Source organism: Rhodanobacter sp. sgz306013 (assembly GCF_057031145.1).
Genome location: NZ_JBXCIJ010000001.1, coordinates 984,852 through 1,001,339, shown reverse-complemented (window position 1 = coordinate 1,001,339; position 16,488 = coordinate 984,852). Strand labels below are relative to the sequence as shown.

General features: G+C 67.6%; 17 protein-coding genes and 1 riboswitch. Of the genes, 5 read left to right on the top strand and 12 right to left on the bottom strand.

The window, feature by feature from the left end; genetic code table 11:
- Positions 1-1,128: a glutamine-hydrolyzing carbamoyl-phosphate synthase small subunit gene (carA, locus tag AC2EWF_RS04535; RefSeq protein WP_483638146.1), complete on the bottom strand. Its 1,128-nt coding sequence runs from the start codon at positions 1,126-1,128 to the stop codon at positions 1-3.
- A gap of 212 nt (positions 1,129-1,340) precedes the next feature.
- Between carA and AC2EWF_RS04530 the strand changes: the two genes are divergently transcribed.
- Positions 1,341-2,036, top strand: coding sequence for a 2OG-Fe(II) oxygenase (locus AC2EWF_RS04530; RefSeq protein ID WP_483638145.1), 696 nt, complete (start codon positions 1,341-1,343; stop codon positions 2,034-2,036).
- A 9-nt stretch (positions 2,037-2,045) separates the two neighbouring features.
- Here the strand turns inward: AC2EWF_RS04530 and AC2EWF_RS04525 are convergent, their stop codons facing one another.
- The 7 genes from AC2EWF_RS04525 to hrcA form a co-directional block, all read right to left on the bottom strand.
- Positions 2,046-3,050, bottom strand: a complete 1,005-nt coding sequence (locus AC2EWF_RS04525; protein WP_483638144.1) for a sodium:calcium antiporter — start codon at positions 3,048-3,050, stop codon at positions 2,046-2,048.
- A gap of 19 nt (positions 3,051-3,069) precedes the next feature.
- A riboswitch (yybP-ykoY riboswitch) is annotated at positions 3,070-3,262 on the bottom strand.
- A 59-nt stretch (positions 3,263-3,321) separates the two neighbouring features.
- Positions 3,322-4,119, bottom strand: a complete 798-nt coding sequence (dapB, locus tag AC2EWF_RS04520) for a 4-hydroxy-tetrahydrodipicolinate reductase (protein ID WP_483638143.1) — start codon at positions 4,117-4,119, stop codon at positions 3,322-3,324.
- A gap of 34 nt (positions 4,120-4,153) precedes the next feature.
- Positions 4,154-5,278: a molecular chaperone DnaJ gene (dnaJ, locus tag AC2EWF_RS04515; RefSeq protein ID WP_483638142.1), complete on the bottom strand. Its 1,125-nt coding sequence runs from the start codon at positions 5,276-5,278 to the stop codon at positions 4,154-4,156.
- Complete coding sequence (locus tag AC2EWF_RS04510) at positions 5,275-5,853, bottom strand: TMEM175 family protein (RefSeq protein WP_483638141.1); 579 nt, start codon at positions 5,851-5,853, stop codon at positions 5,275-5,277. Before AC2EWF_RS04510 ends, dnaJ begins: the two co-directional genes overlap by 4 nt.
- Positions 5,854-5,918: 65 nt before the next feature.
- Positions 5,919-7,841 carry a molecular chaperone DnaK gene (gene dnaK / locus AC2EWF_RS04505; RefSeq protein WP_483638140.1) on the bottom strand — a complete coding sequence of 641 codons (1,923 nt, stop codon included), beginning with the start codon at positions 7,839-7,841 and terminating at the stop codon, positions 5,919-5,921.
- Between the two features lie 123 nt (positions 7,842-7,964).
- On the bottom strand, positions 7,965-8,498 hold the full coding sequence (gene grpE / locus AC2EWF_RS04500) for a nucleotide exchange factor GrpE (protein ID WP_483638139.1): 534 nt from the start codon (positions 8,496-8,498) through the stop codon (positions 7,965-7,967).
- 81 nt (positions 8,499-8,579) lie between these two features.
- Complete coding sequence (gene hrcA / locus AC2EWF_RS04495) at positions 8,580-9,641, bottom strand: heat-inducible transcriptional repressor HrcA (protein ID WP_483638138.1); 1,062 nt, start codon at positions 9,639-9,641, stop codon at positions 8,580-8,582.
- A gap of 145 nt (positions 9,642-9,786) precedes the next feature.
- Between hrcA and recN the strand changes: the two genes are divergently transcribed.
- Positions 9,787-11,457: a DNA repair protein RecN gene (gene recN, locus AC2EWF_RS04490; protein ID WP_483638137.1), complete on the top strand. Its 1,671-nt coding sequence runs from the start codon at positions 9,787-9,789 to the stop codon at positions 11,455-11,457.
- Here the strand turns inward: recN and AC2EWF_RS04485 are convergent.
- Positions 11,454-12,089, bottom strand: a complete 636-nt coding sequence (locus AC2EWF_RS04485; protein ID WP_483638136.1) for a response regulator transcription factor — start codon at positions 12,087-12,089, stop codon at positions 11,454-11,456. The two genes, recN and AC2EWF_RS04485, sit on opposite strands and share 4 nt — an antisense overlap.
- Before the next feature lie 68 nt (positions 12,090-12,157).
- Here AC2EWF_RS04485 and AC2EWF_RS04480 point away from each other — a divergent pair, with 68 nt between their 5' ends.
- Positions 12,158-13,759: an MASE1 domain-containing sensor histidine kinase gene (locus AC2EWF_RS04480; protein WP_483638260.1), complete on the top strand. Its 1,602-nt coding sequence runs from the start codon at positions 12,158-12,160 to the stop codon at positions 13,757-13,759.
- Between the two features lie 368 nt (positions 13,760-14,127).
- On the opposite strand, the gene fur is transcribed toward AC2EWF_RS04480, so the two are convergent.
- Entirely contained in the window at positions 14,128-14,550 is a 423-nt protein-coding gene (fur, locus tag AC2EWF_RS04475) for a ferric iron uptake transcriptional regulator (protein WP_483638135.1), read from the bottom strand.
- 80 nt (positions 14,551-14,630) lie between these two features.
- Between fur and AC2EWF_RS04470 the strand changes: the two genes are divergently transcribed.
- Entirely contained in the window at positions 14,631-15,098 is a 468-nt protein-coding gene (locus AC2EWF_RS04470) for an outer membrane protein assembly factor BamE (RefSeq protein WP_483638134.1), read from the top strand.
- Between the two features lie 19 nt (positions 15,099-15,117).
- On the opposite strand, the gene AC2EWF_RS04465 is transcribed toward AC2EWF_RS04470, so the two are convergent.
- Positions 15,118-15,402, bottom strand: a complete 285-nt coding sequence (locus AC2EWF_RS04465) for an RnfH family protein (RefSeq protein WP_483638133.1) — start codon at positions 15,400-15,402, stop codon at positions 15,118-15,120.
- Positions 15,395-15,823 carry a type II toxin-antitoxin system RatA family toxin gene (locus tag AC2EWF_RS04460; protein ID WP_483638132.1) on the bottom strand — a complete coding sequence of 143 codons (429 nt, stop codon included), beginning with the start codon at positions 15,821-15,823 and terminating at the stop codon, positions 15,395-15,397. Before AC2EWF_RS04460 ends, AC2EWF_RS04465 begins: the two co-directional genes overlap by 8 nt.
- A gap of 141 nt (positions 15,824-15,964) precedes the next feature.
- Between AC2EWF_RS04460 and smpB the strand changes: the two genes are divergently transcribed.
- Positions 15,965-16,459: an SsrA-binding protein SmpB gene (smpB, locus tag AC2EWF_RS04455; RefSeq protein WP_483638131.1), complete on the top strand. Its 495-nt coding sequence runs from the start codon at positions 15,965-15,967 to the stop codon at positions 16,457-16,459.
- The last annotated feature ends 29 nt before the right edge of the window (positions 16,460-16,488 follow it).

Genomic DNA, 16,488 nt, shown 5'->3' with positions numbered 1-16,488 from the left:
TCAGCGGGCCTCCTGCATCAGCTTGGCAAACCGGTCGAACAGATAACCGATATCGTGGGGGCCCGGGCTCGCTTCCGGGTGGCCCTGGAAGCAAAACGCCGGGCGGTCGGTGAGCACAAACCCCTGCAGCGTGCCGTCGAACAGCGAGCTGTGGGTGATGCGCACGTTCGCCGGCAGCGTGGAGGGGTCCACCGCGAAGCCGTGGTTCTGGCTGGTGATCAGCACGCGTCCGTCGTCGTGGTCCTTCACCGGATGGTTCGCACCGTGATGGCCGAACTTCATCTTCAATGTCTTCGCGCCCAACGCCAGGCCCATGATCTGGTGACCGAGGCAGATGCCGAACAACGGGATCTTCGCGTCGAGGAAGGCCCTGGTGGCGACGATCGCATAGTCGCAGGCCGCCGGGTCGCCGGGTCCGTTGGAGAGGAACACGCCGTCGGGCCTCATCGCCAGCACTTCGGCGGCGGGGGTCTGCGCCGGCACCACGGTGATGTCGCAACCCCTCTCGGCAAGGAGGCGCAGGATGTTGTGCTTCACGCCGAAGTCGTAGGCGACGACCTTGAAGCGTTTCGCCGGCAGGTTGAAGGCCTGGCGGTCGAGGTCGTAGACGCCTTCCTTCCAGGCGTGCGCCTCCCTGGTGGACACCACCTTGGCCAGGTCCATGCCATTCAGGCCCGGGAAGGCCCGCGCCTTCGCCAGCGCGACCTCGGCGTCGACGCCTTCGCCAGCCACGATGCAGCCGGCCAGCGCGCCTTTGTCGCGCAGGATGCGCGTCAGGCGGCGGGTGTCGATGCCGGCGATGGCGACGATGCCGTGGCGCTTGAGGTAATCGGGCAGGCTCTCGGTACTGCGCCAGTTGCTCGCCCGGCGCGGCACATCGCGCACGATCAGGCCGGCAGCGTGCACCATGCCGGATTCGACGTCCTCGGCATTGCAGCCGGTATTGCCGATGTGCGGATACGTCAAGGTGACGATCTGCCGGCTGTACGAGGGATCGGTGAGGATCTCCTGGTAGCCGGTCATGGCGGTGTTGAAGACCACCTCGCCGACGGTTTCACCAGTCGCGCCCACGGCATGGCCGTGGAACACGCTGCCGTCTTCAAGGGCAAGCAGAGCAGGAAGGGTCATGGGAACCGCCTTTCGGGTGCAGCAAAGTCCGCAAGCCGCGCGAGGCAGGCTTGAGAACCTTGGAAGGGAGGGCATTCGGGCGGGTCACAATGATAAGCGCGACGACCCTCCCTGTCCACTTCGATCGAGGCAAAGGCGTTACTGACGTCAGTCAGCTTATCGCCGCGCGGCGCTACACTGGCGCATCGCTTCCAGCGGAGTGAAACCTTTACATGAGTCCGGACGCCTTGCTCGATCCTGCCCGTCTCGAACGCCCGGACACCTTGGTGCGGCAGGCACCGTTCCCGTTCATGATTGCCCACGGCCAGTTGCCGGACGAGGCGCGCGGCGACCTGGACCGCGACTTCCCGCGCTACCCCAGCGCCGGTTTCTTTCCCTGGGACCCGGCCGACTGCGGTCCCTCGGTGAACGCGCTCATCGAACAACTCACCGCGCCGGCTTTCGCCGGTCTGATCGGCCAGCGGCTGGGCATCGCCGACCTCGGCCAGTATCCCACCCTGGTGACGCTGTGCCGGCTGCTGAACAAGCGTCACGGCACCATCCATACCGACAGCAAGTCCAAGGTGGCCACCGCCCTGCTCTACCTCAACCCGCAATGGCCCGGCACCAGCGAGGGCTGCCTGCGCTTCCTCGACAGGATCGACGACATCGACGCCACCGTGGTGCCCGAACTGCCACCGCTGTACGGCGAGTTCGCGGTGTTCAAGCGTTGCGACAACTCCTTCCATGGCCATCTCCCCTACGAGGGCGAGCGCCGGGTAATCCAGGTCGCCTGGCTCACCAGCGAGGAAGAGAAGCTGCGCAAGACCCGCCGCGGCAAGTTTTCCCGCCTGTTCAAGAAGCTGCTGGGCAGGCTGGACACCCGCTACGGCGCCGACCGCGACCGCAACGCCGCGCACCGCGACTGACCGCGTTTCTCAGCGGGCGAAGTACCCGCCCACGCAGGCGACGAACACCCCGTACAGCAGGCCGACCGGCAGCAGCCAGCGCGCATCCGCCCGGCCCCGGTGGAACAGCCACCACAGGTAGGCGATGGCAGCCGCGGTGACTGCACCGGACACGATCAGCGGTTCGTCGAACAGCCATGGCGTGGCGAAGATCGCCAGCGCGCTGGGGATGGTGGCCTGGATCATCATCGCTCCGGAGATATTGGCCAGCGCCAGCCGCTCCTTGCCCTGGCGCACCCAGATCAGGGCATTGAGCGTCTCCGGCAGTTCGGTCGCCACCGGGCTCAGTGCGAGCGCCACCAGGTGCGGCGGCAGCGCGAAAGCCTCGCCGATCGCCTCCAGCTGCCCCACGAACACCCGCGAAGCCACCGCGATCACCGCCAGTGCCGCCACGGTCTGCGCCGCCACCCAGCGCATCGCCGGTACCGCCTGCCGCGGACTGAGCTTCAGCGGCTCCAGTTCTTCGTCTTCCGGCGCGCTGTCCTCGCTGCGCATCTCCCTCCATACGTAAAGCGCATAGGCGAGCAGGAACAGCACGCCCAACCACGGCTTGAGCGCGAACGCGACCAGGCCGAGACCTACCTTCACCGCGAAAATCGCCAGGAACCACGATTGGTCGCGGGCCAGCCGTCGATGATCGACCCGGACCAGCCGGTCGGCGCGCCGCAAGCGATGACGGTTGCCCCACAAGGCCATGCCGACCACCGCGTAGGCGATCGTGGCCAGCACCAGCGGTCCTCCCATGGCGGCGCCCACGCCGATGTCGCGCGCCGCCGGGGTCTTGCCGAAGATCACCGCCACGAACGTCACGGCGCTTTCCGGCAGCGCGGTGCCGAAGGCAGCCAGCACGGAGCCGGTAGCGGTCGCGCCCAGGTGGAGCTTGCGGCCCAGCCATTCGATACCGTTGACGAAGTATTCGCAGGCGAGATAGATCGCGCCAGCCGAGACGAGGAACAGGCAAAGGGTGAGCAGCATGGGATCCACAGGGCCGGGCGAACAGGACGACCGATGGCACAACGACGCTGCTCGCCCGGCCGGGTGAGGCATCGCTGGCCAAAGGTCTCGCCGGGCAAGGCGTCCGCGGATGACGCCCGCTGTCCGCACCATGGCGCCATGGAGATGGCGGCCAAGTCTGTTGATGCGAACGCCTCGGGGAATGAGGCTGGCTACTCCCCAATGACAGGCCGCGGATGCTAGCGGCGGCGGCCGCGCATGGCAAGCCGATGCAAGGTTGGGCCGGCCGGGTTCAACCCGGCGACGCGAGCACGTCTTCCAGCCGCCAGTGACCGGCCGCGCGGCCGGCGAGCCAGTGCGACGCCTGCAGCGCCCCGCGCGCGAAGACCGCGCGGTCGGTGGCGCGGTGCCCCAGTTCCAGCCGCTCGCCCGGCCCGATCAGCAGGGCGTGGTGCTCGCCCACGATGTCGCCGCCACGCACCACGGCGAAACCGATGCTGCCGGGAACCCGTTCCCCGGTGCGGCCTTCGCGGCTGTAGACCGCGGCAGCGGCCAGCGTGGTATCACGCGCCACGGCGGCGGCCTGCCCCAGCGCCAATGCCGTGCCCGAAGGCGCATCCTGCTTGCGGCCATGGTGGGCCTCGACAATTTCCAGGTCCCAGTCCGGCAGGGCCGCGCTGGCCTCGCGCAGCAAGCGCGTCAGCAGCGCCACGCCCAGGCTGAAATTCGCCGCGCGCAGCAAGGCGATGCGCGAACCGGCTGCTTCCAGCCGCGCCTGCAACGCTGCGTCGAGGCCGGTGGTGCCGGTCACCAGGGGGGTGCCGTGCGCGAGACAATGATCCAGCGCCGCCGCCAGCCCAGCCGGGCCGCTGAAGTCGATCACCACGTCGAGCGCTGGCGCCCGCGTCCAGTCATGCGCATACCGCGGCCCGCGCCCCGGCCAGACCGGCTCGCCGTCATGCGCCGAGCCCGGCGACACGAGTGCGTGCGCCAGTTCGAAGCGGCCGTCCGCGCGCAACAGCGAGAGCAGGGCCTGCCCCATGCGGCCGGAAGCACCGTTGATGGCGAGGCGGATCGGGGCTGCGGCCATGACCGGCCTCCTGCGGTGACGGGGGAAAGCCGGATTATGAAGTAACCCGCGACCAGAACTGCTTCACGCCGTCAACCCAGTTCTTCGCCCGCGGCGTATGCTCTTCGCCCTTGCCGCCGCTGAAGCTGGCCTCGAGCTGCTCGAGCAGTTCGCGCTGCTGCTTGGTGAGGCGCACCGGGGTTTCCACCACCACATGGCAGATCAGGTCGCCGGCGCGACCGCTGCGCACCGACTTCACGCCGCGTCCGCGCAGGCGGAAGCTCTGCCCGGTCTGCGTCTCCGGCGGAATCGTGATCGGCACCTCGCCCTCCAGGGTGGGCACCGGCAATTCGGCGCCCAGCGCTGCCTGCGAGAAGCGGATCGGCACCTCGCAATGCAGGTCGTTGCCTTCGCGCTGGAAGATGCGGTGCTCGCGCACATGCACTTCCACGTAGAGGTCCCCGGCGGGCGCGCCGGACGGACCGGCCTCGCCCTGCCCGTTGAGGCGGATGCGGTCGCCGTTGTCCACGCCGGCGGGGATCTTCACCGACAGGGTGCGGGTCTCCTCCAGCCGCCCTTCGCCGTGGCACTGCTTGCAGGGTTTCTCGATCGTCTGGCCGCTGCCGCCGCAATGCGGGCAGGCCTGCTGGATCGAAAAGATGCCGTTCTGCATGCGTACGCGGCCGTGGCCGTGGCAGGTCCTGCACTGCGCGGTCTTGCCGTCGGCCGAACCGCTGCCGTTGCAATGGTGGCAGTTGACCTGGGTGGGGATCTCGATCTTCTTCTCGACGCCGAACACGGCCTCCTCGAGGTCGAGTTCCATCAGGTAGCGCAGGTCGGCGCCGCGGCGTGGCTGGCGGCTGCGACCGCCGCCGAAGATGTCGCCGAAGATGTCGCCGAAAATGTCCCCCATGTCGCCGAATCCGCCACCGCCGCCGCGCCCGCCCATGCCGCCCTCGAGGGCGGCGTGGCCATACTGGTCGTACATGCTGCGCTTTTGCGCGTCGGAGAGCACCTCGTAGGCCTCCTTGGCCTCCTTGAACTTCTCCTGTGCATGAGGATCGTCCGGACACCGGTCCGGGTGGTACTTCATCGCCAGGCGGCGGAAGGACTTTTTCAGTTCGACCTCGGTGACCGTGCGTTCGACACCCAGGATTTCGTAGTAATCACGCTTGCTCATTGCTTGATCCGCGATTCGATGCGCCGATCAGGAATGAACCAGATCGCTGCCACCGTGGCATAGAAAACACAGGACAGCCAGGGCGCCACGAACGCCACCAGGATGCCCGACAGATACATGGCGGCGGCCAGCCAGCCTTTCCAGTCCGCGCCCACCGCCTGCGCCAGCAACGAAGCCTTGCCGCCGTTCGTGGCGATCAGGCTGCGCTGGAACGGCTGCCAGGCCAGTGCACACATCAGCAGCACGAAGCCGTAGGCCGCCACCGGCAACGGGGCGAACGCATTCTCGCCCATCCAGCCGGTGGCTACCGGCATCAGCGAGAGCCAGAACAGCAGGTGCAGGTTAGCCCACAGCACCCTGCCGCTGACCCGTGCGGCCGCATGCAGGAAGTGATGGTGGTTGTTCCAGTAGATGCCCACATAGATGAAGCTCAGCACATAGCTGAGGAACACCGGCCACTGCGCGGCCAGCACGCTCCAGTCGGCACCATGCGGCACCTTCAGCTCCAGCACCATGATGGTGATGATGATGGCCAGCACGCCGTCGCTGAAGGCTTCCAACCGCCCCTTGTCCATCGCTTCCCCCACAAACAGGAAAACGAGCGCCGCTTTCGCGGCGCCCGTTCCGGATCGAGACGGCCTTACTTCTTGTCGTCCTTCACTTCGGTGAACTCGGCGTCCACCACGTCGTCCGGCTGCGCGGAACCGTGCGGGCCGGCCTGCGCCCCGGCATCGGCCGCCGGGCCACCCTGACCCTGCGCGGCGGCGTAGAGGGCCTGCGCGGCCTGCTCCAGCTTGGCGATCCTGGTCTCGATCAGCGCCTTGTCGTCGCCGTCCTTGACCTTTTCCAGGTCCGACAGCGCTTCCTCGATGCCGCCGATCTGCGCACCGACCTTGTCGCCGTGTTCCTTCAGCGCACTGCGGGTGGCGTGCACGAGCTGGTCCGCCTTGTTGCGGGTGCCGACCAGTTCGTGGAACTTCTTGTCTTCTTCCTTGTTTGCCTCGGCGTCGGCCACCATGCGGGCGATCTCGTCCTCGGACAGGCCCGAACCTGCCTTGATCTCGATCTTCTGCTCCTTGCCGGTCTTCTTGTCCTTGGCCGAGACATGCAGGATGCCGTTCGCGTCGATGTCGAAGGTCACCTCGATCTGCGGCATGCCGCGCGGCGCCGGCTCGATGCCGCTGAGGTCGAATTTGCCCAGCGACTTGTTCGCGCTGGCGCGCTCGCGCTCGCCCTGCAGCACGTGCACGGTCACCGCGGTCTGGTTGTCGTCGGCGGTGGAGAACGTCTGCGCCGCCTTGGTCGGCACCGTGGTGTTCTTCTCGATCAGCTTGGTCATCACGCCGCCCATGGTCTCGATGCCCAGCGACAGCGGGGTGACGTCGAGCAGCAGCACGTCCTTGACCGAGCCGCCCAGCACGCCGCCCTGGATCGCCGCGCCCACGGCCACCGCCTCATCGGGGTTGACGTCCTTGCGCGGCTCCTTGCCGAAGAAGTCCTTCACCGATTCCTGCACCTTGGGCATGCGGGTCTGGCCGCCGACCAGGATCACCTCGTCGATGTCGGACACGCGCAGGCCGGCATCATTGAGCGCGGTACGGCACGGCTCGATGGTGCGCTTGACCAGGTCCTCCACCAGCGCTTCCAGCTTGGCGCGGGTCAGTTTGATGTTGAGGTGCTTGGGGCCGGAGGCATCGGCCGTCACATAGGGCAGGTTCACCTCGGTCTGGTGCGAGGAGGACAGTTCGATCTTGGCGCGCTCGGCCGCGTCCTTCAGGCGCTGCAGGGCCAACGGGTCCTTGCGCAGGTCGATGCCCTGGTCCTTCTGGAATTCCTCGACCAGGTAGTCGATCACGCGCATGTCGAAGTCTTCGCCGCCGAGGAAGGTGTCGCCGTTGGTGGCCAGCACTTCGAACTGCTTCTCGCCGTCGACCTCCGCGATCTCGATGATCGAGACGTCGAAGGTGCCGCCGCCAAGGTCGTACACCGCGATCTTGCGGTCGCCGCCCTTCTTGTCGAGGCCATAGGCCAGCGCAGCCGCGGTCGGCTCGTTGATGATGCGCTTCACTTCCAGGCCGGCAATGCGACCGGCGTCCTTGGTCGCCTGGCGCTGGCTGTCGTTGAAGTAGGCAGGCACCGTGATCACGGCCTCGGTGACCGGCTCGCCGAGGTAGTCCTCGGCGGTCTTCTTCATCTTCATCAGCACCTTCGCGGAGATCTCCGGCGGCGCCATCTTCTTGCCGTCGGCGGTCTGCACCCAGGCGTCGCCATTGTCGTTCGCGACGATGCCGTAGGGCACGATGTGGAGATCCTTCTGCACCTCGGCATCGGTGAACTTGCGGCCGATCAGGCGCTTGACCGCGTAGAACGTGTTCTTGGGGTTGGTCACGCCCTGGCGCTTGGCCGGCGCACCCACCAGTACCTCGCCGTCCTTGCTGAAGGCCACGATGGAGGGCGTGGTGCGATCGCCCTCCGAGTTCTCGATGACCTTGGTGGCGCTGCCGTCCATCACGGACACGCAGGAATTGGTGGTACCCAGGTCGATGCCGATGATCTTGCCCATGTGCTTAGCTCCCGAATTTCGTATGCGGCCCCACGACCGCGCAATGGTTTTCCAGATGGGGCCCGCGCGCGGCGAATCAATGCCGACGGAGCTCCGGATGCGTCGCGTTCAGCGCCGCGGGGTTCAGTCCCTGGCCACCGCGACCAGCGCGGGGCGCAGCAGGCGGTCGTTCAGCACATAGCCCTTCTGCAGCACGCTGACCACGGTGCCTGCCGCCGCGCCGGGCGCCTCGACCATGCTCACCGCGTGGTGGCGCTCCGGATCCAGCGGCTGGCCCAGCGGATCGACCTGGGTCAGGCCATGGCTCTCGCCCACCTTGAGCAGCGACTTCAGGGTGAGGCCCAGGCCTTCGCGCATGGCCGCCACGTCGGCGGTTTCCACCGCCAGCCCGCTTTCCAGGCCGTCGAACACCGGCAGCAGCTCGTTCAACAGCTTTTCATTGGCGAAGCGGCGGGCCTGTTCCAGGTCGCGGTGCAGGCGGCGGCGCTGGTTCTCGATCTCGGCCTTCTCGCGCAACACGGTCTCACGCAACTCGGTGTTGCTGGCCTCCAGCTCGGCGACACGGCCCTTGAGCGCCTCCAGGTCGGCGTTCGACGCCGCCGCGGCGGCGTCGATGTCAGACGCCTGCTGCGGCGCGTGCTGATCGTTGTTCTGCATGAATGACTCCAAGCCTCGTCCGTGGCCGACACCGTGGCCGACCGATTCAATGTCGCGGGCGATCCCCGCCTCCCGCGGCGGTTATGAGGCCGTCGCGGCGCGATTCAAGGCGTCGCTGAGCAGGCCGGCGGTGGCCTGCACCACCGGGATCACCCGCTCGTAGGCCATGCGCGTGGGGCCGATCACCCCCACCGCCCCAAGCACGCGACCCTGCACACCGTAGCTGGCAGTGACCACGCTGCAGCCGTCGAGCGCGGCGAAGCCCGATTCCTCACCGATGAACAGCCGCACGCCAGGGGCGCGTGCGCACACCTCCATCAGCTGCAGCAGCTCGTTCTTCTGCTGGAACGCCTCGAACAGTTCGCGCAGGCGCTGCAGGTCGGCCAGTTCGGCATACCCCATCAGGTTGGTCTGGCCACTGACCAGCACCTCATCACCGCCGGCCTGCGGCGCGAACGAGGCCGTGGCCAGTTCGGTCGCGGAAGCCACCAGCCGGTTCAGCTCGCTACCCGCCGCACGAAGCTCGGCGAGCAGGTGCGCGCGGATGTCATCCACGCGCAGCCCCACGAAATGCGTGTTGATGTAGTTCGCCGCCTGCTCCAGCTCGCGGCCGTCCAGCGGTTTGGCCAGCTGCACCACCCGGTTCTGCACCTGGTTGTCGGAAAACACCAGGATCACCAGCACGCGGGCGTCGGGCAGCGGCACGAAGTCAATGTGGCGCAGCGGGAAATCCGCCTGCCGCGGCACCGTCACGACGCCTGCGAAATGGGTCATCGCCGACAGCAGGGTCGAGGCGTTGCCCAGAAGGTCGCGCGTGCTGGCCTGGCCTGGCGGCAGCTCGCGCTGCAGGCGGGCCAGCTCCTCGTGCGGCAGCGGCTGCAGTTCGATCAGGCTGTCCACGAACAGGCGCAGGCCGCGCGGGGTCGGGATGCGTCCGGCCGACGTGTGCGGCGAGGCCACCAGGCCGGCCTCTTCCAGATCGGCCATGATGTTGCGGATCGTCGCCGGACTCACGTCCAGCCCCGACGACCGCGACAGCGTCCGCGAACCCACCGGTTCGCCGTCGACCAGATACTGCGCGATCAGGCTGCGCAGCAGGCGCCGCGTGCGGGCATCGAGTTCGTGGCCGTGGAGACGGGACATGGGCTGTAGCAAGGAATGAGACGGGAAAGAGATAAGGTCTTCCGACCGGTCATGCAAGCGGAAGGCATCGACCGGGCCCGCCGATTGTAGCGGCAGGCCTGCCGCTACAATCACCCGACCGTTCCCGGACTGCCACCAGCCCGCCATGCTCACTGCGCTCCACGTCCGCCAATTCGCCGTCGTCGAACATGCCGAAGTCGATCTCGGCGCCGGCCTCACCGTGGTCAGCGGCGAAACCGGCGCCGGCAAGTCGCTGCTGGTCGATGCCCTGCTGCTGCTTGCCGGTGCCCGCGCAGACAGCAGCATGGTGCGCGCTGGCAGCGACCGCGCCGAGCTGTCGGCGGAATTCGACCTGGCCGCGCTGCCCGAGGCCCGCGCGTGGCTGGCACAGGAAGAACTGGACGATGGCGAAGCCTGCCAGTTGCGCCGCGTGATCCGCGCCGAGGGCAGCTCGCGCGCCTGGATCAACGGCCGTCCGGCCAGCGCAGGCCAACTCGCCGAACTGGCTGCGCTGCTGGTGGAAATCCACGGCCAGCACGAGCACCAGGCCCTGCTCTCCCGCACCCACCAGCTCGGCCTGCTCGATGCCTTTGCGGGCCACGAGGCGCTGGCCGCGCAGGTACGCGAACTGGCCACGCAGTGGCGCGAACTCGGTGCCCGCGTCCGCCGCCTGGCCGGCGGTGACGATCGCGAGCAACGACTGGAGCTGCTTCGCCACGAGATCGGGGAACTCGAACAATGGGCGCTCCCGCCTACCGGACTGGCTGAACTGGAGGCCAGCCACAAGCGCCTGGCAAATGCCGGCCGCCTCGCCGAGGGCGCCGCCGGCGTGGTCGAGCTGCTCGACGGCGACAGCGAGTTCGCGCTGCGCCGCGCGCTCGGCCGCGCCCATGCCGAACTGGGCAAGTTGGCCACGCTGGACGAAACGCTGCATCCCGCACTGGAGCTGCTGGACAATGCCGCGATCCAGCTCGGCGAAGCCGCTGACGCGCTGGGCCGCTACGCGCAGGACGTCGACCTCGACCCCGAGCGTTTCACCGAAGTCGACACCCACCTCGGCCGCCTGCACGAACTCGGCCGCCGCCACCGCCTGCCGGTCACCGAACTGCACGACAGGCTTGCCGCGCTGCGCGACGAACTGGGCGAACTGGAAGGCGCCGGCGCGGCATTGGAGAAACTCACAGCCCAGCGCGAGCTGGCACGGGCCGACTACGACAAGGCCGCTGCCGCACTGGGCAAGTCGCGACGCAGCGCCGCGGGAAAGCTCGGCAAGGAAGTCAGCGCGCTGATGACCGAGCTGGGGATGGCCGGTGGCGTGCTGCAGGTGGAGCTGGAGGCGGTCGCGGGCGAGGAGCCCGATCCGCAGGGAGGCGAACGCTGCGAGCTGCTGGTCAGCGCAAATCCCGGCCAGCCGCCGCGCCCCCTGCGCAAGGTGGCCTCCGGCGGCGAGCTGGCGCGCATCAGCCTGGCCATCGAGGTCGCCACCCTGGGCAAGGACAGCGTGGGCACCATGGTGTTCGACGAGGTGGACAGCGGCATCGGTGGCGCCGTGGCCGAAGTGGTTGGCCAGAAACTGCGCGCGCTGGGTGGCCAACGCCAGGTGCTGTGCGTCACTCATCTGCCCCAGGTGGCTGCGCAGGGCCACGCGCACCTGTACGTGAGCAAGCACAGCGACGGCGGCCACACCCGCACACGGATCCAGTCGCTGGACGCCGAAGGCCGCCGCGACGAACTCGCACGCATGCTGGGTGGCCTGGAGATCACCCGGGAGACGCGTGCCCATGCGAGGCAGATGCTGGAACGGGCACAGGCCTAGCCGGAAGCCGGCAAAAGACCTCTCTCGCTGGCCATGCGGTACAGCTCCAGTTCCGAGCCTGCGTTGAGCTTGCCCATCACGCTGGCGCGGTGGATGTAGACGGTCTTCTGGCCGATGCCGAGTTCGGCCGCCACCTGCTTCGGCGTGCGGCCGCAGGCCAGCAGCAGGAACACCTCGTGTTCGCGCGCGGTGAGCCTATGCAGCGGATCGAGCGCGGATTCCGGCTGCTCGGCGCGGCGCTGGCGCAGGTCGGAACTCAGAAACTGCTCGCCCTGCATCACCGCGCGCAGGCCCGCCACCAGTTCCTCCGGAGCCACGCCCTTGGTCACGTAGCCGCTGGCGCCGCGACGCAGCGCCTCGGACACGTAGGGTTCGCCGTCATGCATGCTCAACACGACGATGTGCGTGTCCGGCGCCACGCTGCGCAGGTGTTCGATCAGTGGCAGGCCGCTGCCATCGGGCAACGACAGGTCCAGTGCCACCAGGTCTGGCCGCTGCTGGGTCACAGCCTCCACCGCATCGTCGGCGCTGCGGCACTCGGCCACCACCTTGAGATCGGGTTCCAGCCCGATGAGCCGCTTGAAGCCTTCGCGCACGATGGCGTGGTCGTCGACCAGGACAATGCTGTACATGGGCCTACTGTATACGGAGCGGGGTCGGTCTGCGCCAGCGCTGCCGCATGCCCATGTACCATCCGCGGATGCGCCTGAAACCGTTCCGCCTGCCGCACTCCGGCCCGCTGCTGGGGGGGCTCTACCTGTTGTTCTGGCTGCTGCTGTGGCCCACCGCGCAACCGTACTGGATGCTTCCCTACGGCATGCGTTTCGGCGCGCTGCTGCTGTTGCCCATGCGCAGCTGGGGCTGGCTGATCGGGGCGGAGTTGATCGCTTCCGCCGGCATGAGTCTCCATGACGGCCTGTCGATGGGTTGGGGCGGCTACCTCCTCGGCGAGCTGCCCGAGCCACTGGTGACCGCAGCGGGCCTGTGGCTGCTGCGCCGGCTCAACCCGCATGCGGGCGCGAACCTGCACAACCCACAGGAGACGGCCCGCCTGCTGCTGGCCGCGATCCTGGTGGTGCTCTCCACCACGACCGTGGATGTGGGCCTGCTCACCGTGATCCACACCCCTGCAGCCGAAGGCGCGCTGATCCGCATGCTCGGCAACGAGCTCCTTGGCGGCTACTTGGGTGTCCTGCTGGTGGTGCCGGTGATGGTGCTGCTGATGCGCGCGCCGCCCGACCGCGACGCGACGGCCGGCCTGACGCTGGACGGCCTGCAGGTAATGCTGCCGGCGATGGCCATCCTGCTGCTGCTGTCCGAGCAGGCCACGTCGGAGCCGCAGTTCGCGCGTGCGCTGTCGCTAGCACCGGTGCTGTTCTTCGCGTTCCGCCACGGCTGGCGGGGGGCGAGCCTGGCGATGATCGTCTCCAGCTTGGGCATGACACTACTCGACCAGCGGCTCGGCCACGTGCCCTCGGCGGCCGGCTACCTGTTCCTGGCCGTGGCCGGCACCGGCACGCTGATGCTGGGTTCGGCCACCGATGCCCTGCGCCGCAGCAAGCTGCGTGTGGCCGAGCAGAACACCCATCTGGCCGCGGTCAACCGCCGGCTGGACCAGTTGGCGCGGCAATTGCGCGCCGCCGCCCGCGGCAACCTGCAGGCCGACGAGAATCAGCGCCGCCACCTGGCCGCCGAACTGCACGACGAGCTGGGCCAGAACATCACCGCGATCCAGACTCATGTGAAGCTCGCGCAGTCGCGCCTGCAGCAGGCCGGACTGGAGGACATCGGCACCTCGATCAACGGCATCCTCGCCCACATGCGGCGCGCCCTGCACCGCCTGCTGGACGACTTGCGCCCCGCCGTGCTGGACGAGTTCGGCTTGCTGCGCGCGCTCGACGAGGGCCCGATCCGCGACCTGCTGAACGCCGCGGGCATCAGCTACCACACCGAACTGCGCGGCGACCCGCGTCTGCTGGACGACGACACCCGCACCACGATCTACCGCCTGGCGCAGGAAAGCGCCACCAATGCCGTCAAACATGCCAGGGCCAGCGAATTCCGCGTACGCCTGCGCATCGGCCAGCGCCACGGCACCGCACTGGCACTGCTCGACCTGCGCGACAACGGCATCGGCCTGCCCGAGCGCCTGCCGCGCGGCGGCCGCGGCCTGCAGGGTATGCGCGACCGGGTCACCTCGCTGGGTGGGCTGTTCCGCCTGCGGCCGGTGCGCCGCGGCGTGCACTTGCGTGTATTGCTGCGCAGCAACATCGAATCGCCGGCCGTAAACCGGATCATCTAGGAAATTTTCCGATACACAGACCGTAAAGGCTTCGTTACGATCAATTCATCGATGTGGGGGAGCCGCCATCGTGAGATGGCGTACCGGAGTCCTCGTGGGGACGGCGGCTCCGGAGAGATGGCAGGACGCCATCTGGTCGTTACCTTGGACACGCACGGCCTGAGCGAGCAACTCGCCCCCGCCGGATGTCCAGTCAGGTATCGAGGCAATCGCGAGGTGGACAGGAGTCCTTCCTCGCGATTTTTTTGTGCCCTGCATTCCCGGCTGCCACCCGGATCCGCGCCGTCGCAGCACCGGAAGGCGCCCTGGAGGGCTCCTAGCAACAGTGGACCGGCTCCGGCAGCCGGGAATGCCCTGTATCGCCGGATTCAGCCCTTGCGTGAGCGATGCTTGGGGCGCACGTACAGCACCAGGCTGTGGTCCTCTATCACGTAGCCGTGACGCGCCGCGATCTCATGCTGCAGGCGCTCGATCTCCTCGCTGACGAACTCGATCACCTTTCCGCTGTCCACATCGATCATGTGGTCGTGGTGGCGGCCACGGTCGAGTTCATAGACGGCCTGACCACCCTCGAAGTTGTGCTTGATGACAATGCCAGCGGCCTCGAACTGGGTCAGCACGCGGTACACCGTCGCCAGGCCGATGTCTTCCTGATGGGCGAGCAGGTTCTTGTAGACGTCCTCGGCGGTGAGGTGGTTGCCCTCCTCCTCGTCGAAGATCTGCAGGATGCGCATGCGCGGGTGGGTCACCTTGAGGCCGACCCGGCGCAGCTCCTGGGTTTCCTGTTCCATCGCAGCTACCTCACACCGGCGCGGTGATGCCGAACCGGTAGTGTATCATCCGACACCTTCACGATCTGGACGCAACACGCATGCAAAAGCTGATCACCCTGCCGGTTGTCGCCCTGCTGGCGCTTGCCGTTTCCGGCTGCCATCTGGTCTATACGCCGGACGTGCGCCAGGGCAACCTGCTCGACAAGACCATCGACCAGAAGGCGGTGGATCAGCTCAAGCCCGGCCTGACCAAGCGCCAGGTACTGCTGCTGGTGGGCACGCCGTCGGTGGCCACCCCGTTCGACCAGAGCCGCTGGGACTACGTCTCCACCTACTCGCACCGCGGCGGCCCGATGCAGGTCGGCACGATGAGCCTGTATTTCGACAACGACACGCTGGCGCGCGTCGAGGGCAGCCCGTTCCTGGAAAACAACAAGAACCTGCTCAAGGAGAGCAAGAAATACCACGTCGACTACCCGGTCAATGAGGCGAAGGGGGACAAGGACATCAAGGGCAAGGACGACAAGGATTCCGGCGGCGATTCCGGCGCCAGCGGCAGCCACTGATCGCCGATCGCAGCAGCGGTCAGCCGCCGCCGGCCCGGCGTCGGCGCGAGGCCATCGGGTCCAGCGCGAGTGGCCGGTAGATTTCCACCCGGTCGCCATCACGCAGCACCTGCTGGGCTTCCACCCGGCGCGAATGGATGCCCAGCCGTAGCGGCTCCGACACCTCCCTTGGCAGCTCCGCCAGCCATCCGGTGGCTTGGACTGCCTGCATCGCGGTACTGCCGGCCGGCAGCGAAACGCGACGACGCCACAGGCGATGGGCGCCGGCATGCACCACGTCGACAGCGATCACCGGCTCAGCCATAGACCTGGTCCGCGACGCGGCAGAAATCGTCCACCATGCGATTGGCCAGGCCCTGGAAACCCAGCCTGAGCACGCTGCCGCCGATGCCGGCGTAGTCGAAATCCAGCGCCAGTGCCACCTTGCAGCCATCCTCGCCCAACGCGGTAAAGCTCCACAGGCCGTCGAGCGAGCGGAACGGGCCATCGACCAGGCGGATGTCGATGCGCTGCGGCCGCTCGGCGGTATTGCGCGTGGTGAAGCTGTGCCGCAACCCGGCGAAGTGCAGATCGAGCCGTGCCACCAGCACGTTGTCCGCGCGCTCGATCACGGTAACCGAGGAACACCATGGGAAGCGCTTCGGGTAGGCTTCCACACCGTCGACCAGATCGAACATCTGCTCCGGCGAATGGCGCACCAGTGCGCTGCGGCGTATTTCGATCACGGTAGTCCCTTTACTAGTGCATTCGTCCATGAATGCGAAAATCAAACGGGCGCCCATCCATGGGCGCACTTCTAATAAATGCGTCGCTCCGATGAGGGCGACGGGCAGCACGGCCGCCCTGAGGCCCGAAGTTTAGCGGACATGGCCAAGAGCAAGGACAAGGACACCACCAAGGGCACCGGCACCATCGCCCTGAACAAGCGCGCCCGTTTCGAGTACCACATCGACCAGCGCTACGAGGCTGGCATCGCGCTGCAAGGCTGGGAGCTGAAGGCGCTGCGCGCAGGCCGGATCAACTTCGGCGATGGCTACGCGATCGTGATCAAGGGCGAGATCTTCCTGGTCGGCGCCTCGATCCCGCCGCTGATCAGCGCCTCCACCCATGTGATCGCCGAGGACAGGCGTACGCGCAAGCTGCTGCTGCATCGCAAGGAGATCGACACGCTGATCGGCGCGGTGGAGCGCAAGGGCTACACCCTGGTGCCCACCGCGATGTACTGGAAGAACGGCAAGGTCAAGGTGGAGATCGGCCTGGCGCGCGGCAAGCAGGAACACGACAAGCGCGACACCGAGAAGCAGCGCGACTGGCAGATCGAGAAGCAGCGCACCATGCGCTCGCACAACCGCCAGGCGTGAACCCGGCCGCCTGAAAGCGGGCACCGCCT

Excerpts from the sequence above, each read along its gene's own strand:
- hrcA (WP_483638138.1), bottom strand. The coding sequence starts at position 9,641 with ATGTCCCGTCTCCACGGCCACGAACTCGATGCCCGCACGCGGCGCCTG.
- AC2EWF_RS04465 (WP_483638133.1), bottom strand. The coding sequence starts at position 15,402 with ATGGCTGAGCCGGTGATCGCTGTCGACGTGGTGCATGCCGGCGCCCAT.
- smpB (WP_483638131.1), top strand. The coding sequence starts at position 15,965 with ATGGCCAAGAGCAAGGACAAGGACACCACCAAGGGCACCGGCACCATC.
- AC2EWF_RS04485 (WP_483638136.1), bottom strand. The coding sequence starts at position 12,089 with ATGTACAGCATTGTCCTGGTCGACGACCACGCCATCGTGCGCGAAGGC.
- dnaJ (WP_483638142.1), bottom strand. The coding sequence starts at position 5,278 with ATGAGCAAGCGTGATTACTACGAAATCCTGGGTGTCGAACGCACGGTC.
- AC2EWF_RS04530 (WP_483638145.1), top strand. The coding sequence starts at position 1,341 with ATGAGTCCGGACGCCTTGCTCGATCCTGCCCGTCTCGAACGCCCGGAC.
- grpE (WP_483638139.1), bottom strand. The coding sequence starts at position 8,498 with ATGCAGAACAACGATCAGCACGCGCCGCAGCAGGCGTCTGACATCGAC.
- AC2EWF_RS04480 (WP_483638260.1), top strand. The coding sequence starts at position 12,158 with ATGCGCCTGAAACCGTTCCGCCTGCCGCACTCCGGCCCGCTGCTGGGG.
- AC2EWF_RS04525 (WP_483638144.1), bottom strand. The coding sequence starts at position 3,050 with ATGCTGCTCACCCTTTGCCTGTTCCTCGTCTCGGCTGGCGCGATCTAT.
- AC2EWF_RS04470 (WP_483638134.1), top strand. The coding sequence starts at position 14,631 with ATGCAAAAGCTGATCACCCTGCCGGTTGTCGCCCTGCTGGCGCTTGCC.
- fur (WP_483638135.1), bottom strand. The coding sequence starts at position 14,550 with ATGGAACAGGAAACCCAGGAGCTGCGCCGGGTCGGCCTCAAGGTGACC.
- carA (WP_483638146.1), bottom strand. The coding sequence starts at position 1,128 with ATGACCCTTCCTGCTCTGCTTGCCCTTGAAGACGGCAGCGTGTTCCAC.
- dnaK (WP_483638140.1), bottom strand. The coding sequence starts at position 7,841 with ATGGGCAAGATCATCGGCATCGACCTGGGTACCACCAATTCCTGCGTG.
- dapB (WP_483638143.1), bottom strand. The coding sequence starts at position 4,119 with ATGGCCGCAGCCCCGATCCGCCTCGCCATCAACGGTGCTTCCGGCCGC.
- AC2EWF_RS04510 (WP_483638141.1), bottom strand. The coding sequence starts at position 5,853 with ATGGACAAGGGGCGGTTGGAAGCCTTCAGCGACGGCGTGCTGGCCATC.
- recN (WP_483638137.1), top strand. The coding sequence starts at position 9,787 with ATGCTCACTGCGCTCCACGTCCGCCAATTCGCCGTCGTCGAACATGCC.